This is a genomic window from Veillonella sp. VA137, assembly GCF_003992015.1.
Lineage (GTDB): Bacteria > Bacillota > Negativicutes > Veillonellales > Veillonellaceae > F0422.
The window spans coordinates 15737-40295 of the sequence record NZ_RQVK01000008.1; the positions used below are offsets into that span (position 1 = coordinate 15737).

Genomic DNA, 24559 nt, shown 5'->3' on the forward strand with positions numbered 1-24559 from the left:
GGACACTCTCCTTTTTGTTTGTAATAGATACCTTCACATAACAGAGCCACCATGATGATTGTAATATATGTTTTCCCATTGTTATAGTTATGGATGACATCTTGGGGCTTATTAACTAGTAAACAAAACCTGTACAGGCGCACTATATGTGAAGAAGGATATTCTAAGAATGTTATTAGTATACACTTTCACGGTGTCATACGTAAATACACAGAAATTATAAAAGTATCAGGACAGATATGTAAAAACTAGAAATTATTGTCATGTTAACGTATAATAAAGAGATACATAACAATAGTTTGGAGATTGAATATGAGTGTTTTAACTGTAACCAATGTAACCCATGGATTTGGGGCAAGACAAATATTAGATGATGCATCTTTCCGTTTGCTGAAAGGGGAACACGTGGGCTTAATCGGAGCCAATGGAGAAGGAAAGTCCACCTTTTTAAATATCATTACGGGCCATTTAATGCCCGATGAAGGCAAGGTGGAATGGTCCAACCAAGTGACGGTAGGCTATTTAGATCAGCACAGTGTCCTAGAGAAAGGAATGACCATTCGTGACGTGTTACGAGGGGCCTTCGATTCTCTCTATGGTATTGAGCAACAATTGCAAGATGCTTATTTAGAAATGGGCGATTGTTCTGATGACAGAATGAATGAGCTCATGGAACTTACCGGCGAATGGCAAGAGATGTTAGAGCAACGTGGCTTCTATGAAATCGATGCGACCATTGAACGGACTGCGCAAGGCTTAGGCTTGATGGACATCGGTCTTGACCGTGACGTCATGGATTTAAGCGGTGGACAACGGACGAAAGTATTGCTTACAAAGTTATTATTAGAGCAACCTACTATTTTGTTGTTGGACGAACCGACAAACTATTTGGATGTGGACCATATTAAATGGCTGCAAAACTATTTGCAAAATTATGAAAACGCCTTTATTTTAATCTCTCATGATGTGGAGTTTTTAAATTCTGTAGTGAACGTGATTTACCACATTGAGCAAGCACAGCTCACAAGATACACTGGTGATTATTACCAATTCTTAGCGGCTTATGAAGTGAAAAAGCAACAAGCCTTGCGTGCGTACGAGCGTCAACAGCAAGAAGTGGCAGATATGAAAGATTTCATTCAGCGCAACAAAGCGCGTGTGGCCACCCGTGGTATGGCAAACTCTAGAGCGAAGCGCTTAGAAAAAATGGAAATTTTGGAGAAACCACAAGAAAAGATAAAACCATCCTTTGGGTTTAAAGAAGGACGTACCCCGAGTCGTTTCATCGTGGATGCGAAAGACCTTGTTTTGGGCTATGATGAGCCATTGACACGTCCTGTAGAAGTGGTGATCGAACGAGGTAAGAAAATCGCCATCCAAGGTGTGAATGGTTTAGGGAAAACGACTTTATTAAAAACTTTATTAGGTATGATTCCTGCCCTATCTGGACAGATAGAAAAAGGAGAGTTTTTACAAATTGGTTACTTTGCTCAAGAAGACAGTCGAGATAATTCGAAAACTGCGTTGGATTACATTTGGGATGCTTACCCGTCCTTGACGAATTCAGAGGTGCGTGCAGCTCTTGCTCGATGTGGGCTTACCAATGAGCATATTACGAGCCAAATGCGCGTCTTGTCGGGTGGGGAAAATGCAAAAGTTCGTCTTTGTAAATTGATGCAAGAGTCCTATAATGTTCTTGTCTTAGACGAACCGACGAACCATTTAGATGTGGATGCGAAGGCAGAATTGGCACGGGCATTGCAGGCTTTTAAAGGGACGATTGTCCTCGTCTGCCATGAACCAGAATTTTATGAATCTTGGGTGACCGATATTTGGACCATCGAAGATTGGACTACGAAAATTATTTAGGAGATGACTATGAAAGAACAAACTCTAGACGGTGTGCGCCAATTATTAGAGGGCCTTGGTATCGACCTAAAAGCACAGGCTATGACTGATACGCCGAAGCGTGTGGCCACGTTATTTGAAAGCTTGTTTTCTGGACGTAACAGGTCGGGCAAAGAGGCATTAGGCGATGTGTATCCAACGGAACATACGGGACTTGTATCGGTGAATCATATTCCTTTTTATTCCATATGTGAACATCATTTAATGCCTTTCTATGGCAAAGTACATATTGTGTATCAGCCACGGGATGGCAAAGTATTTGGCTTAGGTCGTTTGAAAGCACTGGTAGATGTCTTTGCGAAGCGCCCACAATTACAAGAGCGATTCACTCATGACATTGCCACATCCTTAGTGGAAGATGGTCATGTGTTGGGGGCTATGGTCATGGTAGAGGCGACTCATTTGTGTATGCTTATGAAAGGTGAAGTAGCTCAAGAAACAGTAGCACGAACCATCGTTGCTACGGGAGTATTAGAACCGTTAGGAACGTTGCGTGAGGAAGCGTTGGTGTTGTTAGGAGGTAACGACCGTGTTTAAGTATCGAAAGTATAACTGGCAAGATGGGAAGCAACTAGAACTGAAAGATAGAACATTAATCATGGGGATTCTGAATGGAACGCCAGATTCTTTTTCCGATGGAGGACGTTATAATACTTCTGAAGCGGCAGTAGCTCATGCAAAAGAAATGATTACACAAGGTGCAGATATTATTGATGTAGGGGTAGAATCTACACGTCCAGGGCACACACAAATTTCTGTTGCGGAAGAAATTGAACGCATGAAAGACATTCTATTGCCTGTCTTAGATGTGTCTACAGTACCTGTATCGGTGGATACATACCGTGCAGAAACGGCAGATTTTGCCTTATCCCATGGGGCTCATATTTTAAACGATATTTGGGGCTTAAAATATGACAAAGATATGGCGGCAGTCGCTGCGAAATACGATGTGCCTGTCATTATCATGCACAACCAAAATACCACGGATTATGATGATATCATCGACGATATGAAAGCATTCTTTTTCTCCTCTGTGGACCTAGCTTTGAAAGAAGGGGTAAAACCGCAGAACATTTGGCTTGACCCTGGGATTGGGATTGGGTTTGGTAAAGATTATGCACAAAATGTGGAAGTCATTCAGCGATTAGGGGAAATTACAGTCTATGAATATCCTGTGTTATTGGCGCCTAGTCGTAAGGGTTTCATCGGCACTATTTTAAATGATCTACCAGCAGACCAACGGGATGAAGGTACGGTGGCTACTTGTATTACGGGCATGATTCAAGGCGTAGATATGGTTCGTGTGCACAATGTCGAAATGCATAAACGGGCTATTACAGTAGCAGATGTGCTATTACGAGGTGAGTAATGGACAGAATTAACTTGCGAAACATGGCATTTTATGGATACCATGGTAATTTACCAAGCGAAAACGAATTAGGTCAACGATTCTTTGTAGATATTTCTATTGGTGTAGATTTAACGAAACCAGGGCAATCTGATAGCATTGAAGATTCTATAAATTATGCAGATGTATACGAACGGACAAAAGCCATTGTGGAAGGGCCACCACAACGTCTGATTGAACGAGTGGGTACATGTATTGCAGATGACTTATGGAACACCTATGACGGAATTGTAGGACTTTCAGTGACGGTACGCAAGCCAGAAGCACCCATTCCAGGTGTGCTAGATTACGTAGAAGTTGTGATTACACGAGGTCAACTATAATGTATACCTATTATATTGGCATCGGCTCGAACCTAGGTGATAGGGAAGGGTATTTAGCATTTGCTGTATCAGAATTGACAAATACAGACGGTGTTCGCAGTGTTAGTCATTCCAGCTGGATGGAAACACCCCCATGGGGCCCCGTAGAACAAGGTCCATTTTTGAACGGTATACTGAAAGTACCAGCTACCCTAGAACCGCTTGCCATGCTAGACACCATATTGCACATCGAACGGTTAGCAGGGAGACAGCGAGAAATTCACTGGGGACCTCGCACGTTGGATTTAGATATTGTGTGGATAGAAGATGAACAGGGACATCCAGTACGAGTGAAGGAAACTACCTTAGTAGTACCTCATCCGTATTTTTGGGAGCGTCGATTTGTGCTAGAACCCTTGCAAGAGGTATATCCAACGTTTACTTATGAAGGGGTGTCTATTTCTAGCCGTATAGAGGAATTACGACTATTAGAAGCGTAAGAAATATAACAAATAGCCTATCTTACAGGCTTTTTTAGCATGTTTGACAGAGTTGTATCATTCAGATAGGAAGATATAAGGAGCAGTATATGGGTTCTTTTTTTAGAAAAGGATGGGTAAAATTTATCCTTCTCATGTTTATATTTACGGCTATTACATCGCCCATCGTGGTGCTGTTTGGTCCCTTTGATAACATTAAACGCACCGTAGTAGGGGCTATTTTACGGTCTCGCCACCCACAGTATATTACGTGGCTCTACACGCCTGAGGAAATTCAGAAAATTGTAGGCACTGTGGGCACTGGTGAAAGCCAAGAATTGTTCAAATTTGATGTGAAAGAAGATACATCCTTGAATTTGCGTAAAATCGAGTCCAATCGGTATACGGGATATTTATTAGAAATTCCAGATCCTCGTCGCATTCAAGTGGCAACGGCGCCCCAGTTGAATGAAAAAGGGGAGACCACTAGTAATATCGCACGCCTCAATGGAGCGGTAGCAGCCATCAATGGGGGTGGCTTCCATGATCCGAATGGGACAGGAACAGGACGTTCTCCCTATGGTTTTATCGTTCATGATGGGGACTATGTCATTGGCAAAGACGTAGGACCTGATGAAGATGTAGATTTCATCGGTTTTACAAAAGCGGGTAACTTAATTGCCGGTACCTACAACAAGCGGGAATTGAAAGAAATGGGCGCCAAAGAAGGTTTGACCTTTGGCCCTCCTCTTATCGTGAACGGCAAAAAAATGATCACCGATGGTGATGGTGGGTGGGGCATTGGTCCTAGAACGGCTATCGCACAAAAGAAAGATGGTACTGTTTTATTCTTAGTTATCGATGGTCGTCAAGCCTACTCTGCAGGGGCTACCTTGCGTGATGTACAAGATATTTTATACCAAGAAGGGGCTGTCATTGCGGCTAACTTAGATGGCGGTTCTAGTACGACTTTATTTTATAATGGTAAAACTGTGAACAAACCTGCCGATTTGTTGGGTGAACGCATGATTCCTACTGTATTTATCGTGAAATAGGAGAGTCTATGAAAACCTTTGGAAAAGTAACGACAGCCTTTTTGTTGGGCTTAGTTTTACAAGGCGGTGTCTATTATTATTTAGACCAAGTATACTTAGCGCCTACCACGAACTTTCAGGTCACCAATGGGGAAGAAGTAGATAAAAATTTTCCTGACGTGAAAGAGGGAACGCGCTATTATTCCCACGATCATAAATATATGGCAGTGGTGGAACAGAATCGTGTTGATATATACACGGCGGGCAAAGAAGCGCCAGTTACGTTGGATTTAAAAGAGCGAGAAGTATCCTATTTTGAATGGATGTCAGATCGCAACTTAGCCATTGTTGGTTTATTCGGTGGAAAACATGATGATATTGTATTAGCACGAATTGACCCTGAGGCACCAGATCATGAAATTGATACGACTATCAATACGGTCCCACGAGGGTCACGGATTACTGATGTGGCATATTCTGCGGCAACGAACGTAGTGTATATGAAAGTCCGCGTAGGTGATGGAGCTTACCGTGTGTATCGTACGGATGCGAACTATGATACTCGTCGTGTGTACATGCAAGCCTCCGATATTGGTCGCATCGGTATGTTCTATAATGAAGATAGATTCTTTTACGATAATGCGCGCACTGGTGATGTATTCATGTTCAATGGTACAGAAGGTGGTTGGCGTGCCATCAATCCTCCTGGTAAATTCCGCCTCATTGGTGTGACGCAAGGTCAGCTAATTTATATTGTAAAAGTGGATGACAAAAATCGTGCCCTAGAGGCCTATGAGGGTAAATTAGGAGTAGGATTTAATAAAATTTATACCTATGATAACCCAACGGAATTAACAGAAATTACGGTAGATTCTATTCTGAAAGACAAGGAATCTGCTAAAGACAGTGCTTCTACAGAGAAAAAGAAGTAAAAATGTAACTATATTTTATAGCTTGCAGTAATAAAATTCACTGTATTTTGTAAAAAGCTATAACAATTAGTCATAATAGAAACGAAATTGTGGAAGATGTGGAGAGGAGGAACTGTAAAATGGCAAAATTTAAAATCCAAAAAGGATTAAGTGATGCAGATATGATGAAAGGCTTTGTTGAAGAAGAAACATTTGAGACTGCCCTATTGAAAGATGATGCTAAATCAACTAACAAAGTAGTAGGAAAGCCGAAAGAGCAAAAAACGGAAGATGATTTTTACCAAGAGTTTTTGACAGAGCGGATAAAAACGGAAATCGGCAAGTTATTATTAGCGATAAAAATGGATTATTTCAAAGATGACATAAAGGATTTTTCTATTCAGGTTAAGCGTAATGGTAACAATATTGTATTAGAAACGGCGCCTAAAAAGGTAAAATAAATCTAAACAGTTGACAATGAATATCGTAATATATATACTGAAATCCCTCTAAAATAGTGGAAAAACATGGTAGTACATCGATAAAATTCATATGACTAAAAAGCATGTACTTTGGTTGACAAATATCACGTTTAGTAGTCTAATATAGTTATGTACATTATACATGAGATAACTGTTACTCATGTATTTAATAATTCCCCTTCTATCAGGTGGTAGAGTCTTGATAGGGAAGGGTCAATGTGAAGGAGAAGGATTATGAGTGCAAAAAGAGTAAGATTAGTAGAAACAGTTCTTCGTGATGGTCATCAATCTATCTTGGCTACACGTATGCGCATGAAACACATGCTTCCAGCATTACAACAATTGGATGAAATTGGTTATGATGCTTTGGAATGCTGGGGTGGTGCTACATTCGATAGCTGTATCCGTTTCTTGGACGAAAACCCATGGGAACGTCTTCGTACATTAAAAGCAAACTTAAAAAACACACCATTGCAAATGTTACTTCGTGGCCAAAACTTATTGGGTTACAAACATTATGCTGATGATGTAGTAGAAGCATTCGTTCGCAAAGCAAAAGAAAACGGTATGGACCGTATCCGTATTTTCGACGCATTGAACGATCCTCGCAACATGCGTGCTGCTATCGAAGCTGGTAACAAAGCAGGCGTTCATGTACAAGGTACTATGGTTTACACAATCAGCCCTGTACACACTAATGAAAGCTTCGTAAAAGTAGCTAAAGAATTGAAAGAAATGGGTATTGATTCCCTTTGCATCAAAGATATGTCCGGCTTGTTAGCTCCATATGATGCAGAATCCTTAGTAAAAGATTTACGCAAAGAATTTGGTGAAAAATTCGATATCGATTTACATAGCCATTTCACTTGCGGTTTAGCATCTGCTACTTACTTAAAAGCTGTAGAAGCTGGCGTTGATATCATCGACACTGCATTGAGCCCATTCGGCCATGCAACTAGCCAACCTGCTACTGAATCTATCGTTGAAATCTTCAAAAACACTCCATATGATACTGGTTTAGATCTTGCTAAAATGCGTGAATTAGCTACATACTTCCGTGGCGTTCGTAAAGAAATCGCTGATGAATTCGGCTTGACTCCAGCTCATGAAGTATTGCCAGAAGTTCGTCATTACCAAATTCCTGGCGGTATGTTGTCCAATACTCAAAACCAATTGAAAGAAATGGGTATGGCTGATAAATTCTTCGACGTAATGGATGAAATGCCTCGCGTTCGTGAAGATCTTGGCTTCCCTCCATTGGTAACTCCAACATCCCAAATCGTTGGTACAATGGCTATGATGAACGTGTTATTCCAATCCCAAGGATTGCCTCGTTACAACACTACACCAGCTGAAGTAAAAGACTTAGTTCGTGGTAAATACGGTCAACTTCCAGCAGCTGTAAAACCAGAAATCAAAGAATTAATCATTGGCGACGAAACTCCTATCACTCATCGTCCAGCTGATGACGTAGCTCCAGAAATGGAAAAAATGCGTGCTGATCTTGAAGCTAAAGGCTTCACTGGCGTAACAGAAGAAGACGTATTAACATACGCTATGTTCCCAGAAGTAGCATTGCAATACTTTGAAAAACATGCAACACCTGTAACTCAAAAAGTGTTGAACTACAAAGGTGAATAGTTAATCCTTACATTCACATATAAAAAGCGACCTCTTTATGGGGTCGCTTTTTATTGTATTTACATCGCGAGTATGCGGGTAGTTAGTATTCTTTGACAAAAGACTGGGATTAGTCTACCAACTTATTTTGTCCTATAACCTAGAGATTATTTTTGTATGAGTAGCGCCAATATGTAGTATGGAGACTTAGTTATTGCGAATGAGGTTTACACGGAACTGTGGAGATATGCTATAATACAACTATACATAAGACTAGAGAAAAGGTATAGATAAAACGAGTAGATATATATTGGGAGTGGAGACCATGGAGAACGGTACTAAAAGACCGAGACGTCCTGTCAAGGCGAAGGCAAATGGTATGTGGAAAAAGGTGCGCTACGCTATAGTTATCTTGTTTGCACTTGTATTAGTGCAACAAGTATATACGATTTATAGTTTGCATCAAGAGAAGCAACAGTTGGAGCAACAATTACAGGAATTAAAAAAAGAAAATGAAAGTTTATCAGAGCAAAAGAAATTGTTAGAAGACGATAAACATATCGAGGGTGTAGCACGGGAAGAACTTGGTCTAGTGAAGCCTGGGGAAGTTCCCTATGTTCGATAAGGGAAAGTGATACAAGAGTATCACTTTTTTTGTGCAACTTCGCTAGGTATTACACCAGTGAAGATAAGTAAGGATGTTGTAGAAGGTGAAACATGTGATGGAAACGTATAGAGTAGAAGTAGGTATGAAGTTAGGGATTGTAGATTTAGGATCCAATTCGTTTCGAGTATTATTGGGGACGTATGACGGTTCAACATGGCAGAATGAACCAAAGCAATTATGGACTACACAATTAGGAAAACGTAATAGTGATGGACTATTAACTAAGGAAGGTATGGAACGTGGTTTACAAGCACTTAAAGAAATCTGTGCGGTGTTAGATGCATATGGTGCCACTATCCGCATTGGTCTTGCTACAAGTGCCACTCGAGAATCAGGAAATGGACAGGACTTCTTAGCACAAGCCAAGCAAGTGTGTCCTATGGAGTACCGTGTGCTAAGTGGTGAAGAAGAAGCTACCTATGGATTTAAGGGGGCTACGGTCTATGAACATCCAGACTTTCACTATGCTACTATTGATGTAGGGGGAGGGAGTACGGAAATTGCCTTGGGTGATGCAAATCATGTGTACTTTGCAAAATCCTATCCTGCCGGTGCTGTGCGTATGCAAGAAATGTCCGCAGAGGGACCACAACGTGTATGGGAAGAAACGGTGCGTATGTGGGATGAATTACCTATTGAAGGCACCTTTGGTGAGTTCATCGGTATTGGTGGAACTGCTACGACGTTGGCGGCTATGGATTTGCAAATGGAGGACTACGATCCAAGACGTATCCAAGGCCATCGTTTAGACCGTGGCACCATCGAGGCGATGATACTGCAACTTCGCTATATGAGTCGTGAGGAACGGTTACAAGTGAAAGGCTTGCAACCTGGTCGTGTGGATATTATCGTTCCGGGCGCAGAGATTATCACGTCCCTTATGGATACGTACCAAATTGGGTCGATTGTGGTCAGTGAAGCGGATGGCTTAGAAGGGTGGCAATCACAATATGGTGGAAGATAGAGATAGTTATTATTCCTGGGCACCCTTGGTGGATAGCTTGCTAGATGCCTATGAAAGTCAAGGGGACTTTCAAACGGTGATAGAAGTAGAAAAAGCGAATGAAATACGGAAGCATATGGAGATGGTGGTACCGTTGCTGACGATGGAAGAATTGGCAGAACAAGTGGACAACAGTCGTACTGTGCTGAAGCGGTTCTATGGAGAAGATTGTATCAATCAGTATCATACATATCGTCAGCGCATGTTTCACTGTACTAGACCGATGAATCGCAGCGAAGAGAAAGCTTTGTACGGAGATATGTGGACTACTCTGTTACGGTTGCGGCAAGCTGTGACGGAATCCATGGATGATGTGATTACAAAGGATACACCTGTATTGCTCGCCTGTTCTGGTGGGGTGGATTCCATCGCATTGTTGCATTATTTGTATTTAGAAGGGTTCACAAATGTTGGGGTCTTTACCATGGACCATGGGTTACGACCAGAAGCATCGGAAGAAGTTACCTTGGTAGAATGGTATGCGTTGCAATTTGGTATGCCCTGTTTTACGGTGAAAGAACATGTCATGGAAAAGGCCGAAGAAGCAGGGGTATCTTTTGAAATGATGGGGCGTCAACTACGGTACAAACATTTGCGAGAACTCGCAGAGGACAAAGGATATGAATATATTGTGACCGCCCATCATTTAGACGATCAAGGAGAAACCATTTTAGCGCATCTATTGCGTGGCTCTGGACTAGAGGGATTACAAGGCATGAAGACTGTAACGGAAGATGTTTGGCGACCTTGTTTAACATTGCCGAAGCAGGTATTAGAAGACTATGCGAAGTGGCTGCATTGTTTTTATGGAGAAGATGCGTCGAATCTTGATACGACCTATGATAGAAATTGGATTCGCCAAGTGTTAATACCTACTTGTGTAGAACGGTATCCACAAACGGTACATGCTTTGTGCCGATTAGGTGCATTGGCGCAATGTGATGCCTCCTATTTTGAGCAAGCGGTGACACGGTTAGAAACGGACTATGTCAGGCATACTGAAGAAGGCATAGTGTTGGATAAACGAGGCTTGATGGCTGAGCATGATGCCTTAGTGAGCCGGTTATGGAAACGAGTATTAGGTTCCTATGTGCGACCAGAACAGTTGAGCCAAACGGTGATTGATAGCTTACTTTCGTTGGTGAAAGGACCAAAAGGAAAAGAATTTCGTTTTCGTCAGGTGCAAGTTTTGACGTCATATGATACAATTAAGATTGTTCTATGTAGTGACATAGAAAAGAAATAGACCTAACTAATAAGGAGTTATTATGATACCAGAAGTGAAAGAATTATTACTTTCAGAAGAACAAATTCAAAAACGAGTGGCAGAATTAGGCCGTCAAATTACAGAAGATTATAAAGGTAAAGAAATTGTCCTAGTAGGTGTATTAAAAGGGGCCATTGTATTCTTTACAGATTTAGCACGCCATATTGAAGGCGATGTAAAAATGGACTTTATTTCCTGTTCCAGTTACGGTAGTAGTACTGTGAGCAGTGGGGTTGTTCGTATTTTAAAAGATTTAGACCGTTCAGTAGAAGGAAAGCATGTCATTGTAGTAGAAGATATTGTGGATACAGGTACCACTTTGTCATATTTACTAGAAAACTTGCAATCACGTAAGGCAGCAAGCGTTCGTCTTTGTTCCTTGTTGAATAAACCAGATCGTCGTAAAGTAGATGTTCATGTAGATTATGAAGGATTTGTTATCCCTGATGAGTTTGTTATTGGTTATGGTCTAGATTACGATGAAAAATATCGTCAATTGCCTTATATCGGCATTTTGAAAGAAGAAGTCTATCAATAATCGTTGATATATTCGACAAAATTTGATATGATAAATAAGTATCAATTTAGATTATAGATGAGAAAGGAGAAAAATTTGAAGCGAGGCTTAAAAAATGTACTCCTCTATTTGTTGATAATTGTGGCTGCAGTGGCAGCAATTAACTCTTTTTCTGAAGGTACTAAAAATAAATCAGAAATTACATATACATCGTTCCTACAAGAGGTACAACGAAAAAATGTAGAGAGTGTCACAATTACAGGGGATCATTCGATTACAGGTAAATTAAAATCCGGTACAGAATTTGCTACCTATGCACCTAGTGATGCAGGTATTTTTGCAAAATTGTCCGAAGGTGGTGTAGATGTAACGGCGCAACCGCCTGAGCAACCAGCTTGGTGGGTTAGTTTATTAACATCTGCCTTACCAATTGTATTGATTATTGGATTCTGGTTCTTTATGATGCAGTCTACACAAGGTGGATCTGGTCGTGTCATGAACTTTGGAAAATCTCGTGCTAAAATGCAAGGAGAAGGCAAAGTTAATGTGACTTTCAAAGATGTGGCTGGTGCAGATGAAGCGAAACAAGAATTAGAAGAAGTCGTTGAATTCTTGCGTAATCCTGGCAAATTCAATGCGATTGGTGCTAAAATTCCGAAAGGGGTCTTATTATTTGGCCCTCCAGGTACAGGTAAAACCTTGTTAGCTCGTGCTGTAGCAGGGGAAGCAGGGGTTCCATTCTTTACGATCAGTGGTTCTGACTTTGTAGAGATGTTCGTTGGTGTTGGTGCCTCTCGTGTGCGTGACTTGTTCAGTCAGGCTAAGAAAAATGCACCATGCATTATTTTCATCGATGAAATTGATGCGGTAGGTCGTCAACGTGGTGCCGGTCTAGGTGGCGGTCATGATGAACGAGAGCAAACATTGAACCAATTATTGGTAGAAATGGATGGTTTCGGTGCTAACGAAGGTATTATTACTATTGCCGCTACGAACCGCCCAGACATTTTAGACCCAGCTTTATTGCGTCCAGGTCGTTTTGACCGTCAAGTGACAGTGGGTCGTCCAGATCTTCGAGGTCGTGAAGCGATTTTACAAGTCCATGCTCGTAATAAACCGTTGGATCCAGATGTGGATTTAAAAACGATTGCGAAAAAAGTACCTGGTTTTACTGGTGCCGATTTGAGCAATTTATTAAATGAAGCAGCCTTATTGGCGGCTCGTCAAGATCGCAAATCGATTTCCATGCACGACTTAGAAGAGGCTAGTGAAAAAGTAAGCTATGGTCCTGAGCGTAGAAGTCATGTGGTGAGTGAAAAAGAACGTGAATTGACAGCCTACCATGAATCTGGACATGCTATTGTGGCTCATTTATGGCCGAATGCAGATCCAGTTCATAAGGTAACAATCATTCCTCGTGGTAGCGCAGGTGGTTACACTATGATGCTTCCACAAGAAGAGAAAAACTATATGACTCGTTCCCAATTGTTGGCGCAAATCCGCGTGGCTTTGGGTGGCCGTTGTGCAGAGGCTATAGTACTGAAAGAAATCAGTAGTGGTGCTTCTGGGGACTTACAAATGGTGACGAATATTGCTCGTGAAATGATTACTCGTTTGGGTATGAGTGATGAGCTAGGACCATTGGTATTTGGAGAACACCAAGAGCAAGTTTTCTTAGGTAAAAGCTTAGGTTCTGAACGTAACTATGGTGAAGCAGTAGCTGAAAAAATCGACAACGAAATGCATCGTATCGTAGCAGAAGCATACGGAGATGTCATGAACTTGTTAACAGAAAATATTGATTTCTTACATAATATGGCGAAAGCTTTATTAGAAGAAGAAACAATTGATGCTAAGCAAGTGGAAAACTTGTATCGCTATGGTACTTTACTAAGTCCAGAAGAAGCACAAGCAAAAGCAGAAGAGGAAGAAAATAGTAAGAAAACTCCTCTAGAAGCAGCTGGTATCGTGATGCCAGAAAAAATTGATACATCAAAAGAATAATCTGAGATGCTATTGTCAAGGTATCTTCTCCTCGGGGAAGGTACCTTTTGTGCATATTGGGACGGTTTTAACATTGTACGTATAGTGAATCTTGTTTAGGTGTACCAAATTCGCATAGCTAGGGGGAATGAAATAGGTAGAAAAGACTTGCTTTTTATGTAGGACCTCTGTACAATCGTATTGTAAACCTCGCTACAGGTAAGGAGGCGACAAGCCGTGAGAGATGAAATACTAGACTTTTTAAAAGAGAACAGAGATCAATTTGTATCAGGACAAGCTATGTCAGAGGCGTGCCATGTATCGCGCACAGCGATTTGGAAGCATATAGAGGTGCTACGCAAGCGTGGGTATGTGATTGAATCCTTCACCAAAAAGGGATATCGATTGCTAGAAGAGCCAAATCTGGTTAGTCCTGAAGAGATGGAAGGGGTACTGCAAACAAAATCCTTTGGCCGTTATTACGTGTACGAAGAACGATTAGAATCTACAAATAGTATTGCTAAAGCATTGGCTATGGACGGAGTTCCAGAAGGTACTGTAGTATGTGCAGAAGAACAATCTTCCGGTCGAGGTCGCTTATCTAGAGGTTGGTATTCTCCCTATGGTAAAGGCCTTTGGTTTAGCTTAATTTTAAGACCCAAGTTCTTACCTATGGAAGCATCAAAATGTACCTTGATGGCAGGAGTAGCCTTAGTGAAAGCATTCCGTACCTTGGGACTTTCAGAGGCAGGCATCAAATGGCCCAATGACATATTGATAGGGTCTCGTAAAATGGTGGGCATTCTTACAGAAATGAATGGCACCATGGAAGAAATTAACTATATTGTCTTAGGGATTGGTATCAATACACATACGACCATTGAGGAAGTCAGTGAGGACTTGAAGGATAAGATTATGTCCTTTGCTATAGCAGGGGTAGAGGTGGATCGTAAGGAAGCCTTTGCTGTGATTTTAAAAGCCTTAGAAGATCAGTATGAAAAGGTGTGTCAAGAAGGCTTTGACTCTACCTTGGAAGAATGGAAAGAGTATAGTGTAACTTTATATAAAGAAGTGCTGGTAAAAGCGCCAGATAAAGATTATATTGGGTATGCAAAAGATTTAGATAGAGATGGAAATCTGATCGTTCAATTAGAGGATGGGCGTGAGGAACGTATCATAGCAGGGGATGTGTCTATACGCTCCACTGGAGGAGGATATTAAGATGTTATTAGTGGTAGACGTAGGGAATACGAACATCGTATTAGGCGTGTATAAGGACAAGGAAATTATGGCTCATTGGCGCATCTCTACAGATCGTGGGCGAACCACGGATGAATATGGCATGTTGTTGAGCAATTTATTTCTTCATGATCCAAAGGTGAATAAAGAGGATGTAGAGGCAGTCATCATTTCCTCTGTAGTACCTCCTTTGAACCCTACGTTAGAGCGCGTGTGCTTGCGCTATTTTCATAAGAAACCATTATTTGTAGGGCCTGGTATTAAAACAGGGATTTCTATTAAATACGAAAACCCTCGTGAACTGGGAGCCGATTTAATTGTAGATGCGGTGGCTGCTTATGAAAAGTATGGTGGCAACTTAATTATCATTGATTTTGGTACTGCGACGACCTATTCTGCTGTATTAGACGGTGGTATATACTTAGGTGGCGCTATTTCTCCTGGTATTGGCATCTCTGCAGAAGCTTTGTTTGGTCGCACGGCTAAGTTACCAAGAATTGAAATTAAAAACCCTGGCCCTGTCATTGGTCGCAATACAGTTGGTGCCATGCAGGCAGGTGTATTATTTGGATATGTTGGACAAGTGGAAGGCATTGTGGCTCGTATGAAGCGAGAAATGCCAGAGGATACAAAAGTGGTGGCTACTGGAGGTTTAGCGCCTCTCATTAGTGCAGAAACCGATGTGATCGACCACATTGATCCAATGATGACATTAGAAGGATTACGACTTATTTATGAAAGAAATCAATAATACATCCTGGCACATAGGACATGTCACAATTCCAGGCCGCATTGGGTTAGCGCCCATGGCAGGATTTAGCGATGTGTCCTATCGCTTATTAGCAAAAGAAATGGGGGCCTCTTTCGTATGTACGGAGATGGTCAGTGCCATGGGGATTAAATACAATAATGAACATACAAAAGAATTGCTTTATATGGAAGAGGTAGAACAGCCTGTTTCTATGCAAATTTTTGGGTCTGATCCAGAAGCTATAGCGATTGGAGCAAAAGTAGTAGAGGCAGCAGGAGCGCCTATCGTAGATATTAATATGGGCTGCCCTGTGAAGAAAGTAGTATCTTCGGGTGATGGCTCGGCACTTATGAAGACTCCAGACTTAGCGATGAAGGTGGCGGAAGCAGCCGTGAAAGCAGTACAAATACCAGTGACTGTCAAATTACGTTTAGGATGGGATGATACATCCATCAATGTAGTAGATATGGCACAACGCATGGAATCTGTTGGAGTTGCTGCTGTAGCTGTTCATGGCAGAACAAGAGAGCAAATGTACAGCGGCAAAGCCAATTGGGATTACATTAAAGAGGTGAAATCAGCTTTACAGATTCCAGTGATAGGTAATGGTGATGTGAACACTCCTGAGAGTGCCAAAGCATTACTAGAATACACGGGTTGTGACGCTATGCTTATAGGACGTGCAGCGCAAGGGAATCCTTGGTTATTCCGGCAAATTAAAGAGTATTTAGAAACAGGAACCTACTGCCCGAATCCAACGGGGATAGAACGGATTGCTATGCTCTTGCGTCATTACGATTTGCTATGTCATTATAAAGGTGTGGATTTAGCTACACGAGAAATTAGAACCCATGCAAGTTTTTATATTAAAGGTTTGCCAGAAGCGGCACGGTGGAGAAATGCTTTGAATGTAGCTATGGGGCGAGAATCATTTATTTCTGTAGTAGAAGAGTACAAACAATTCTTAGATGATTATACTAGAAGAACAATATAATAGGTTCTGTCTATTAAGTGTGGTCATGAAATGTTGTAATATTGAGAATAAAGAACGTTCATATCCTTGAAAACCCTTGGAAATTCAAGGTTGTACAAAGTAAGTCTGTCACTTGTTATGAGAAATAGTAAATTGACATTGATGAAAAGTGTACTATAATTAAATTAGAAATGCCAATTTACTTTTTTGCATAGATCATAGGGTGGTATCATGTGATACATAGGTATGTTTTACGTGACTCATCTAACATTTAGGGGGTGTATGTATGGTCATGAATGGTATTTATTTAGTTATTGCCTCAGCGTGTATCTTAATGTTAGGATATCGTTTTTATGGGGCATTCATAGCGGCGAAGGTGTTAACTTTAGACAAGTATCGAATGACGCCGGCTATGGTTCACAATGATGGACACGATTATGTGCCTACGAACAAATGGGTTACATTCGGTCATCACTTTGCAGCGATTGCAGGGGCAGGTCCTTTGGTTGGTCCAGTTATTGCAGCGCAATTCGGGTACTTACCAGGTACTCTATGGATTTTAATCGGTTCCGTATTTGCCGGTGCAGTCCATGATATGGTTATTCTCTTTGCATCTATTCGCTACGATGGCAAATCGATTGCGGATATTACACGTGAAGAGATTAGCAAAATTGCTGGTTTAGGAGCTATGTTAGCCACATTATTCTTACTTGTTATTACATTAGCAGGTATGGCGGTAGTGGTAGCCAATGCACTTCATAATTCAGCTTGGGCATTTTTCTCAGTATTTGCAACGATTCCTATTGCTATTTTTATCGGTATTTATCTACAATGGTTGCGCCCTGGAAAAATTCAAGAAGCTACAATTATTGGGGTGGCACTCATTTTTGCGGCCATTATTTATGGACCTAATATTGCGGCTAGTGAATATGCATCTTGGTTCATTTATGATTTGAAAACCATCGAAATTATGTTAGCTGTGTATGGTTTCTTTGCAGCAGCTTTACCAGTTTGGTTGTTATTAGCGCCTCGTGATTATCTATCCACATACCTTAAAATCGGTACTATTGGCGCATTGGCGTTAGGTATTATCATTGTAATGCCAGAAATTCAAATGCCAGCAGTAACAGATTATATTTGGGGTGGTGGCCCTGTATTAAAAGGCTCTGTATTCCCATATATCTTCATTACCATTGCTTGTGGTGCTTTATCTGGTTTCCATACAGTTATCGCTACGGGTACTACTCCTAAAATGTTAACCAACGAAAGGGAAGTATTACCGATCGGTTATGGTGGTATGTTAACAGAATCTTTCATTTCCATGATGGCTATGATTGCTGCTACCGCATTACATCCAGATGATTATTTTGCGATTAACTCTACCGCAGAATCTTTCAGAGCATTAGGACTTCAAGTTCATGAATTGCCAGTGTTATCTGCTCTAGTAGGGGAGGACTTGATGCATCGTCCTGGTGGCGCTGTATCCTTGGCAGTAGGTATGGCACATATCTTCTCCCGTCTTCCTAATATGGATCATTTGTTGGGATATTGGTATCACTTCTGTATCATGTTTGAAGCCTTGTTCATCATGACATTGATTGATGCAGGTACTCGTGTAGGTCGTTATTTGTTGCAAGAATTGCTTGGCTTGTACTGGCCTAAATTCAATGACCAACATTGGGCTCCTGGCGTATATGGTTGTGCTGCATTGATTTGTATCATGTGGGGCTATCTAGTATTACAAGGTAACATCGGAACAATTTGGCCATTATTCGGTGTATCTAACCAATTATTAGGTACTATGACATTGGCTGTAAGTACGACGATTATCATGCGTTTAGGTAAAAAACGATACGCTTGGGTAACCGGAGTGCCGACCATACTCATGGCGATAGTGGCTGTTGCGGCTGACTATGAAAACGTATTCTTTAACTATGTTCCAGCTGGTAAATGGATCTTAGTAGCTTTCTCCGTAGCTATGTTCATTATGATTTTGGTTGTATTAGTAGAAGCTATCCGTAGCTGGATTCGCTTATCTACATTACCACAAGATATGAGAACACAAGAAGAAGTAGAAGCGGAAAGTTATGCTAAATTAACAAAACAAGCAGAAGCGTAATCTAGCTCATACGATTCCTGTTATAATGAGATAGACATGGCTCCATTGGAGCTGTGTCTATTTTCATGTTTTCCTTGCAATTCTAGGTAGAATGGTGTACAATAATAAGGCTTATTGATGGTAAGCATCTTCCTACCCCTATGTGAGATAGGGGCGTTAGTCCGAAAGAGGAGGTGATTTTGTATGAACAAATACGAAGTCATGGTGATTGTGAAACCGGCTGATGAAGAGACAAACAAAGCGACTTTTGACAAAATTGAAGCTTTAATTGCTCGTGTTGGCGGTACAGTTGAGAAAGTTGACGTTTGGGGTAAACGCCGTTTAGCGTATGCAGTAAACAAACATACTGATGGCGTATACGTATTGATTAACTTTGAAGCAGCTCCTGGCGAAATCAAAGAAATCGACCGCGTACTTAAAATCGACGATAACGTTCTTAGACACCTGATTGTAAAACACGAACAATAATAGCCTGAGGAGGTTAGGAATATGAATTCTGTACAACTTTTAGGAAATTTAGCTCGTGACCCTGAGGTGCGTTACACAAAAACTGGTCGTGCTGTTGCTACTTTTACAGTGGCTGCATCCAATACCTATGTGGATCAAAACGGTGAGACGAAGGAACAAACAGCATTTGTAAACTGTGTAGCTTGGGGAAAATTAGGAGAAGCTGCGGGAAATTTGCGCAAAGGCAGCCGTTGTTTTGTAGAAGGTCGTATTGCGACTCGTTCTTACGAAGCACAAGATGGTACAAAACGATATGTAACGGAAGTAGTTGCTAATTTCGTGGGCCAAGCCTTGGATACGCAAACATTTGATGCTTTTGACGGTGGTGCAACCAATTTTGATGATTTTGGTGCAGGTTCCGGAGCAGGCGCAGGTGAAGAAATTCCGTTTTAAGCTAAGAACTCCACAACTATATCAAAGGAGGTTTCTCAATGAGAAGAGATAGAGGCAGAAAACCAAGAAGAAAAGTATGTAACTTCTGTGTTGACCATGCTGATCAAATCGACTACAAAGATATTGCCAAACTTCGTCGTTTCACGACTGAACGTGGCAAAATTCTTCCACGTCGTATTTCTGGTGTTTGTGCTAAACATCAACGTAAATTAACACTTGCTATTAAACGTGCTCGTGCAATCGCGTTGTTGCCATTCACAGCAGAATAATTCAATACAAAATGAAAACCCAGTAACTAGCCTAGTTACTGGGTTTCTTGTTTTCTAAAAGGGTGTTAAAAGGGTATAAATTGAAATCGTTGCTACCCGGTTGCAACCACTTTTCACGCTTTTTTGCGTGCGGTTGCAACCACTTTTTCGTGTTAGGAGATGGAAGTCAGGTATCATAGTTGTGTAGTTACTTTTAATACAGGCACATGCTGAATATGTGATAGTCCTATATAGTCTATAGAAATTATCAAAAATGAGTAAAATTAATGACTTCTATGACTTTAAGTTATTTATTAAGGCGTACAAGGGAGCATTATTCGTAACTAGAAAGTATATCTCTATTATGTATACATGATACATGATATAATACAGATATATCATATAAACAAAGCTTATACATTAGATGCCTATGCATCTAATGTTGTATGAAAAGAGGTATACTATGAGAAAAGAACATGATTTTCTAGGTGAATTGGAATTAGCTGATGAGTTGTACTATGGTGTACAAACATTACGTGGTATTGAAAACTTTTTTATTACAGGAAAACAAATTGACTTAGATTTCGTAAAAGCTATGGCAATGGTAAAAAAAGCCTGTGCCTTGGCAAATATGAGTACTGGTCGTTTAGATGAAAAAATTGGTCAAGCCATCAGTCGTGCTGCCGATGAAGTGGTACGTGGAAATTTCAATGATCAATTCCCAGTGGATCCTATCCAAGGGGGAGCAGGGACTTCTTTCAATATGAACATGAATGAAGTATTGGCGAACCGTGCGTTGGAAATTTTAGGGTATGAAAAAGGTCAATACGACATTGTATCTCCAAATAATCATGTGAATATGGCACAATCTACAAATGATACATTCCCTACGGCCATTAAAGTATGTGCCATCATGAAAAGTAAACCTTTATTAATGGCACTTCGCCGTTTAGCGGATGAGCTAGATAAAAAAGCAGAAGAGTACAAAGAAATTTTAAAAATGGGGCGTACTCATTTACAAGATGCTGTGCCAATTACATTAGGTCAAGAAATGGGTGCCTATGCATCTGGCGTGCGTCGTGGCATTCGTCGTATTAAATCTGCTATGTTAGAAGCACATACAGTTAATATGGGTGCTACTGCTGTTGGTACTGGCTTAAATGCAGAACCTACGTATATTAAAGCTGTCGTAGATGAATTATCTCGTGTTGTAGGTGAACCGTTCATTACAGCGGATAACTTAATTGATGCGACCAATAATACAGATGTGTTTGCAGATATTTCTTCTGGGTTGAAAGTCACCGCCCTAGTATTGATTAAAATGGCTAACGATTTCCGTTTAATGGCATCTGGCCCTCGTTGCGGTATTGGTGAATTAAAATTACCTCCACGCCAACCAGGCTCTTCCATCATGCCAGGTAAAGTAAATCCAGTTATCGCGGAAGTATTGAACCAAACTTGTTATCAAGTCATCGGTAATGATTTGACCATTTCCCTTGGCGTAGAAAATGGACAATTTGAATTGAATGTTATGGAGCCAGTCATTGCATATAACTTGTTCAATTCTATGTGTTATTTAAAAAATGCAGTAAACACATTTGTAGATAAATTGTTAGTTGACCTTGAAGTGGATAAAGAACAATGCGAATATTGGTTAGAACGTTCTGTTGGTATCGTCACAGCTTTGTTACCACATATTGGTTATGAAAATGCCTCTGCGTTAGCGAAAGAAGCCTTAGAAACTGATCGTAGCGTAAAAGAAATTATTCTAGAACAAGGATTGTTAACGAAAGAAGAAATGGATTATATCCTTTCTCCAAAAGAAATGACACGTCCTGGTATTGCTGGTCAAGATTTAGTAAAACATCCTGGAAACTAAATATACACAAGAAGAACTGCTTAGACATAGGCAGTTCTTTTTTTATGTATGAGAGTAGTTGAACTGGAGCGTTTATGTGGTTGCTCTTGCGCATGCTCGTATAGATAAGCTTTCTGTAATGAGTAAAAGGGATATTAGTATGGAGTATGTTTGAGTTTTGTATGCGGGGCGGATTATACTTTGTGAGAGATGCAATGTATATAAGGTTGGCATAGTATAAATTGGATTCTTCAGTATATACCTTGCTAACTGTGAGAGATGCAAAATATATAAGGTTGCTATAACATATAATGAAAAATACATCATTTGTTTATAATATAGTTTATAACTATAATATCTTATATATAAATCGAGAAAGAAATTCTTCTACTTTAGTACATAATCCGCCTAGGGTGGTGTATAATAAAGACATAAAGGAGTTTGAATATGAATGTGAATGTATATATAGCAGTGGCGATTGGTGGGGCCATTGGTGCCATGACGCGGTATGGCATTGGGCAGTACATGGTCACGAAAGGTGCGCTGTATCCTTGGGGGACAGTACTAATAAATATGATAGGTTCCATGCTAATTGGCTTAGGTATGGCATATATTGAAGGGCAACCCAATGTGTCACCTTGGGTTAAGCTGTTATGTATTACAGGTTTTTTAGGTGGGCTTACAACTTTTTCGACTTTTATCTTTGAAGGATATATGCTACAAGAAAAAGGGCTGTGGCATATGCTATCCTACATGGGTGGACAAGTATTAGTTGGGTATGGCCTATGCGGGCTGGCTTTCACCATTGGTAAACGAATGTGGGGTTAATACGATGAAAGAAATACATGTAAAAGATGCAGTGGGGCAAGCACTTTGCCACGATATTGTGCGCATCGTCATTGGAGAAGTAAAAGATACACCATTTAAACGAGGACACATCATCGCTGATGAAGATGTGGATTTATTATTACAATTAGGAAAAGAGCATATTTATGTGATGGAAGAATCCGATTATAATTTGGTTCATGAGGAGCAAGTAGCAGAAGAATTATATCGTTTCTGTGAGCATCCATCTATCAGTCCTACACCGGTACAACAAGGCAAGATTGAAGCCTTGGCGAATCATGATGGTGTATTGACTGTGGATGTGGAAGGACTACATGAAATCAATAGTATTGGTGAATTGACCATTGTTACAAGATTACACGGAACACCGGTAAAAGCTGGACAACCGGTAGCAGGCATGCGATGTATTCCATTATTATTAGAAGCATGGCAGTTGGAAGAAGCAAAGCGATTGCGTGAAGGTAAGGGTCCTATCTTACAAGTCCATCCATTTGTGCGCAAGAAAATGGGCATTGTTACTACAGGTAGTGAAGTCTTTGCAGGGCGCATTCAAGATGCTTTCACAGCGGTTATTCAAGACCGTGTAGCGGACTATGGTGTGGAACTGGTAGCTCATGAAATTGTGCCAGATAATACAGATCAAATTGTAGAGGCCATAGACAAAGTAAAGTCCCAAGGAGCAGAGATTATATTCTGTACTGGTGGTATGAGCGTAGATCCTGATGATTTAACACCAGGTGCTATTGCACGTCGGGCTAAAGAAGTAGTGACCTATGGATTACCAGTATTGCCAGGTTCTATGGTGTGCATTGCTTATTTGGAAGATAATACCCCTGTGCTAGGCGTACCGGGGGGTGTTTTATATAACAATCCGAGTGCCTTTGATGTGATTACGCCGCGCTTATTAGCAGATGTGCGAATCACAAAAGAAGATTGTATTCGTATGGGGCATGGTGGCTTTCAATCAAAATAATTAGAATTTTGAGAAAAATTTGGTTGACAAAATCAAATCCCACCTATACAATAGGAATAAATTTAAGTATTTTATATATGAAGTCTAAGTAGAGGAGAATTATTATGGCTGTTGTAAAAAATGCAATCGACTTAATTGGAAACACACCAATATATCGAATCCCAGATACTAATGTATATGTAAAATTAGAAAAGTATAATGCTGGCGGCAGTGTAAAAGATCGTGCTGTCCTAGGTATGTTACAAGATGCAAAAGAAAAAGGCTTAATTAAAAATGATACAATCATCGTGGAAGCCACTAGTGGTAACACGGGTATTGCTTTAGCAATGTTAGGTGCTATGTTGTCCATCAAAACAATTATTATTATGCCTGAAAGTATGAGTAAAGAACGCCGCGAATTAATCAAAGCGTACGGTGCACAATTAATTTTAACGCCAAAAGAATTAGGCATGAAAGGTGCTCTTGGAAAAGCGCAAGAAATTCTTGATAACTATCCAAGTGCGGTAACACTAGGTCAATTTGTGAACCCAGCAAATCCAACGGCTCACTATGAAACAACGGCAAAAGAAATTTTACGTGATGTACCGAATGTAGGTATTTTCGTAGCAGGTATTGGCACAGGTGGTACTTTCACAGGTGTTACTAAAGCTTTGAAAGAGCAACATCCGTACATTAAAGCGGTTGCAGTAGAACCAGAAGGGTCTCCAGTGATTTCTCGAGGTACTGGCGGTGTTCATAAAATCCAAGGTCTTGGGGCTGGATTCATTCCAGAAAACTTCGACTCTTCCTTGATGGATGAAGTACAAACAGTCACTGATGAAGATGCTATCGAAGAAGTAGGTAACTTCATGCGAGAAACTGGTATTGGTATCGGCATTTCCTCCGCGGCGGCTATCTTGGTAGCTCGTCAATACGGTCGTAAATTCCCAGATGTGGACGTTGTCGTAGTAGCTCCAGATGGAGTAGAAAAATATCTATCTATGATTCAATTTGAAAGCGTAGATTGGATTCATTCTTAATCGATTGTGATACGAAAGATAGCATGGTCTAGGCCATGCTATCTCTGTATAG

Annotated in this window: 25 protein-coding genes; all 25 read left to right on the forward strand. The window is 40.6% G+C overall.

The window, feature by feature from the left end; translation table 11 throughout:
* Window positions 1-312: 312 nt before the first annotated feature.
* The 25 genes from EO116_RS05085 to EO116_RS05205 all read left to right on the forward strand — a co-directional run bounded on the left by EO116_RS05085 (window position 313) and on the right by EO116_RS05205 (window position 24507).
* Complete coding sequence (locus EO116_RS05085) at window positions 313-1869, forward strand: ABC-F family ATP-binding cassette domain-containing protein (RefSeq protein WP_126937030.1); 1557 nt, start codon at window positions 313-315, stop codon at window positions 1867-1869.
* Between the two features lie 9 nt (window positions 1870-1878).
* The gene (folE, locus tag EO116_RS05090; RefSeq protein ID WP_127160921.1) at window positions 1879-2445 is read left to right on the forward strand and encodes a GTP cyclohydrolase I; all 567 of its coding nucleotides are present in this window, start codon (window positions 1879-1881) and stop codon (window positions 2443-2445) included.
* Window positions 2438-3277, forward strand: coding sequence for a dihydropteroate synthase (gene folP, locus EO116_RS05095; protein ID WP_127160922.1), 840 nt, complete (start codon window positions 2438-2440; stop codon window positions 3275-3277). Before folE ends, folP begins: the two co-directional genes overlap by 8 nt.
* Window positions 3277-3639, forward strand: a complete 363-nt coding sequence (gene folB / locus EO116_RS05100; RefSeq protein ID WP_127160923.1) for a dihydroneopterin aldolase — start codon at window positions 3277-3279, stop codon at window positions 3637-3639. The genes folP and folB overlap by 1 nt, the downstream gene beginning before the upstream one ends.
* Complete coding sequence (folK, locus tag EO116_RS05105; RefSeq protein ID WP_127160924.1) at window positions 3639-4118, forward strand: 2-amino-4-hydroxy-6-hydroxymethyldihydropteridine diphosphokinase; 480 nt, start codon at window positions 3639-3641, stop codon at window positions 4116-4118. The genes folB and folK overlap by 1 nt, the downstream gene beginning before the upstream one ends.
* A gap of 89 nt (window positions 4119-4207) precedes the next feature.
* Window positions 4208-5152, forward strand: a complete 945-nt coding sequence (locus EO116_RS05110) for a phosphodiester glycosidase family protein (RefSeq protein WP_127160925.1) — start codon at window positions 4208-4210, stop codon at window positions 5150-5152.
* Between the two features lie 8 nt (window positions 5153-5160).
* Window positions 5161-6063: a hypothetical protein gene (locus EO116_RS05115; RefSeq protein ID WP_127147553.1), complete on the forward strand. Its 903-nt coding sequence runs from the start codon at window positions 5161-5163 to the stop codon at window positions 6061-6063.
* 119 nt (window positions 6064-6182) lie between these two features.
* The gene (locus EO116_RS05120) at window positions 6183-6503 is read left to right on the forward strand and encodes a hypothetical protein (protein ID WP_127160926.1); all 321 of its coding nucleotides are present in this window, start codon (window positions 6183-6185) and stop codon (window positions 6501-6503) included.
* Window positions 6504-6758: 255 nt separating this feature from the next.
* Window positions 6759-8165, forward strand: coding sequence for a pyruvate carboxylase subunit B (locus EO116_RS05125; protein WP_127068273.1), 1407 nt, complete (start codon window positions 6759-6761; stop codon window positions 8163-8165).
* 304 nt (window positions 8166-8469) lie between these two features.
* Window positions 8470-8769 (forward strand): septum formation initiator family protein, encoded by a 300-nt coding sequence (locus EO116_RS05130; RefSeq protein ID WP_240629138.1) that lies wholly within the window; start codon window positions 8470-8472, stop codon window positions 8767-8769.
* Between the two features lie 124 nt (window positions 8770-8893).
* Complete coding sequence (locus EO116_RS05135) at window positions 8894-9775, forward strand: phosphatase (RefSeq protein WP_127160982.1); 882 nt, start codon at window positions 8894-8896, stop codon at window positions 9773-9775.
* Entirely contained in the window at window positions 9762-11060 is a 1299-nt protein-coding gene (gene tilS, locus EO116_RS05140) for a tRNA lysidine(34) synthetase TilS (RefSeq protein ID WP_127160928.1), read from the forward strand. Before EO116_RS05135 ends, tilS begins: the two co-directional genes overlap by 14 nt.
* A gap of 22 nt (window positions 11061-11082) precedes the next feature.
* Entirely contained in the window at window positions 11083-11619 is a 537-nt protein-coding gene (hpt, locus tag EO116_RS05145; protein WP_127160929.1) for a hypoxanthine phosphoribosyltransferase, read from the forward strand.
* A 57-nt stretch (window positions 11620-11676) separates the two neighbouring features.
* Complete coding sequence (ftsH, locus tag EO116_RS05150) at window positions 11677-13602, forward strand: ATP-dependent zinc metalloprotease FtsH (RefSeq protein ID WP_164726076.1); 1926 nt, start codon at window positions 11677-11679, stop codon at window positions 13600-13602.
* A gap of 216 nt (window positions 13603-13818) precedes the next feature.
* Window positions 13819-14802 carry a biotin--[acetyl-CoA-carboxylase] ligase gene (locus EO116_RS05155; RefSeq protein WP_127160931.1) on the forward strand — a complete coding sequence of 328 codons (984 nt, stop codon included), beginning with the start codon at window positions 13819-13821 and terminating at the stop codon, window positions 14800-14802.
* A 1-nt stretch (window position 14803) separates the two neighbouring features.
* Window positions 14804-15571 carry a type III pantothenate kinase gene (locus tag EO116_RS05160; RefSeq protein ID WP_127160932.1) on the forward strand — a complete coding sequence of 256 codons (768 nt, stop codon included), beginning with the start codon at window positions 14804-14806 and terminating at the stop codon, window positions 15569-15571.
* On the forward strand, window positions 15555-16565 hold the full coding sequence (gene dusB, locus EO116_RS05165) for a tRNA dihydrouridine synthase DusB (protein WP_127160933.1): 1011 nt from the start codon (window positions 15555-15557) through the stop codon (window positions 16563-16565). The genes EO116_RS05160 and dusB overlap by 17 nt, the downstream gene beginning before the upstream one ends.
* 265 nt (window positions 16566-16830) lie before the next feature.
* Window positions 16831-18663: a carbon starvation protein A gene (locus EO116_RS05170; protein ID WP_127160934.1), complete on the forward strand. Its 1833-nt coding sequence runs from the start codon at window positions 16831-16833 to the stop codon at window positions 18661-18663.
* A 183-nt stretch (window positions 18664-18846) separates the two neighbouring features.
* The gene (rpsF, locus tag EO116_RS05175) at window positions 18847-19131 is read left to right on the forward strand and encodes a 30S ribosomal protein S6 (protein ID WP_126938917.1); all 285 of its coding nucleotides are present in this window, start codon (window positions 18847-18849) and stop codon (window positions 19129-19131) included.
* Window positions 19132-19152: 21 nt separating this feature from the next.
* Complete coding sequence (locus EO116_RS05180) at window positions 19153-19563, forward strand: single-stranded DNA-binding protein (RefSeq protein WP_127160935.1); 411 nt, start codon at window positions 19153-19155, stop codon at window positions 19561-19563.
* 38 nt (window positions 19564-19601) lie between these two features.
* Window positions 19602-19832: a 30S ribosomal protein S18 gene (gene rpsR, locus EO116_RS05185; protein WP_009353119.1), complete on the forward strand. Its 231-nt coding sequence runs from the start codon at window positions 19602-19604 to the stop codon at window positions 19830-19832.
* Window positions 19833-20274: 442 nt separating this feature from the next.
* Window positions 20275-21690: an aspartate ammonia-lyase gene (locus EO116_RS05190; RefSeq protein ID WP_127160936.1), complete on the forward strand. Its 1416-nt coding sequence runs from the start codon at window positions 20275-20277 to the stop codon at window positions 21688-21690.
* 426 nt (window positions 21691-22116) lie between these two features.
* Window positions 22117-22497 (forward strand): CrcB family protein, encoded by a 381-nt coding sequence (locus EO116_RS05195; protein ID WP_127160937.1) that lies wholly within the window; start codon window positions 22117-22119, stop codon window positions 22495-22497.
* A 4-nt stretch (window positions 22498-22501) separates the two neighbouring features.
* Window positions 22502-23488 (forward strand): molybdopterin-binding protein, encoded by a 987-nt coding sequence (locus tag EO116_RS05200; protein ID WP_127160983.1) that lies wholly within the window; start codon window positions 22502-22504, stop codon window positions 23486-23488.
* A gap of 104 nt (window positions 23489-23592) precedes the next feature.
* Window positions 23593-24507: a PLP-dependent cysteine synthase family protein gene (locus tag EO116_RS05205; protein WP_127160938.1), complete on the forward strand. Its 915-nt coding sequence runs from the start codon at window positions 23593-23595 to the stop codon at window positions 24505-24507.
* Window positions 24508-24559: the final 52 nt, after the last annotated feature.

Coding starts and splice junctions, on each gene's coding strand:
- EO116_RS05180 (WP_127160935.1), top strand. CDS start 19,153: ATGAATTCTGTACAACTTTTAGGAAATTTAGCTCGTGACCCTGAGGTG.
- EO116_RS05200 (WP_127160983.1), top strand. CDS start 22,502: ATGAAAGAAATACATGTAAAAGATGCAGTGGGGCAAGCACTTTGCCAC.
- folE (WP_127160921.1), top strand. CDS start 1,879: ATGAAAGAACAAACTCTAGACGGTGTGCGCCAATTATTAGAGGGCCTT.
- EO116_RS05205 (WP_127160938.1), top strand. CDS start 23,593: ATGGCTGTTGTAAAAAATGCAATCGACTTAATTGGAAACACACCAATA.
- ftsH (WP_164726076.1), top strand. CDS start 11,677: ATGAGAAAGGAGAAAAATTTGAAGCGAGGCTTAAAAAATGTACTCCTC.
- EO116_RS05160 (WP_127160932.1), top strand. CDS start 14,804: ATGTTATTAGTGGTAGACGTAGGGAATACGAACATCGTATTAGGCGTG.
- EO116_RS05135 (WP_127160982.1), top strand. CDS start 8,894: ATGAAGTTAGGGATTGTAGATTTAGGATCCAATTCGTTTCGAGTATTA.
- EO116_RS05125 (WP_127068273.1), top strand. CDS start 6,759: ATGAGTGCAAAAAGAGTAAGATTAGTAGAAACAGTTCTTCGTGATGGT.
- hpt (WP_127160929.1), top strand. CDS start 11,083: ATGATACCAGAAGTGAAAGAATTATTACTTTCAGAAGAACAAATTCAA.
- folB (WP_127160923.1), top strand. CDS start 3,277: ATGGACAGAATTAACTTGCGAAACATGGCATTTTATGGATACCATGGT.
- EO116_RS05115 (WP_127147553.1), top strand. CDS start 5,161: ATGAAAACCTTTGGAAAAGTAACGACAGCCTTTTTGTTGGGCTTAGTT.
- EO116_RS05170 (WP_127160934.1), top strand. CDS start 16,831: ATGGTCATGAATGGTATTTATTTAGTTATTGCCTCAGCGTGTATCTTA.
- tilS (WP_127160928.1), top strand. CDS start 9,762: ATGGTGGAAGATAGAGATAGTTATTATTCCTGGGCACCCTTGGTGGAT.
- EO116_RS05190 (WP_127160936.1), top strand. CDS start 20,275: ATGAGAAAAGAACATGATTTTCTAGGTGAATTGGAATTAGCTGATGAG.
- EO116_RS05195 (WP_127160937.1), top strand. CDS start 22,117: ATGAATGTGAATGTATATATAGCAGTGGCGATTGGTGGGGCCATTGGT.
- rpsF (WP_126938917.1), top strand. CDS start 18,847: ATGAACAAATACGAAGTCATGGTGATTGTGAAACCGGCTGATGAAGAG.
- dusB (WP_127160933.1), top strand. CDS start 15,555: ATGAAAGAAATCAATAATACATCCTGGCACATAGGACATGTCACAATT.
- rpsR (WP_009353119.1), top strand. CDS start 19,602: ATGAGAAGAGATAGAGGCAGAAAACCAAGAAGAAAAGTATGTAACTTC.
- EO116_RS05130 (WP_240629138.1), top strand. CDS start 8,470: ATGGAGAACGGTACTAAAAGACCGAGACGTCCTGTCAAGGCGAAGGCA.
- folK (WP_127160924.1), top strand. CDS start 3,639: ATGTATACCTATTATATTGGCATCGGCTCGAACCTAGGTGATAGGGAA.
- EO116_RS05110 (WP_127160925.1), top strand. CDS start 4,208: ATGGGTTCTTTTTTTAGAAAAGGATGGGTAAAATTTATCCTTCTCATG.
- EO116_RS05120 (WP_127160926.1), top strand. CDS start 6,183: ATGGCAAAATTTAAAATCCAAAAAGGATTAAGTGATGCAGATATGATG.
- EO116_RS05085 (WP_126937030.1), top strand. CDS start 313: ATGAGTGTTTTAACTGTAACCAATGTAACCCATGGATTTGGGGCAAGA.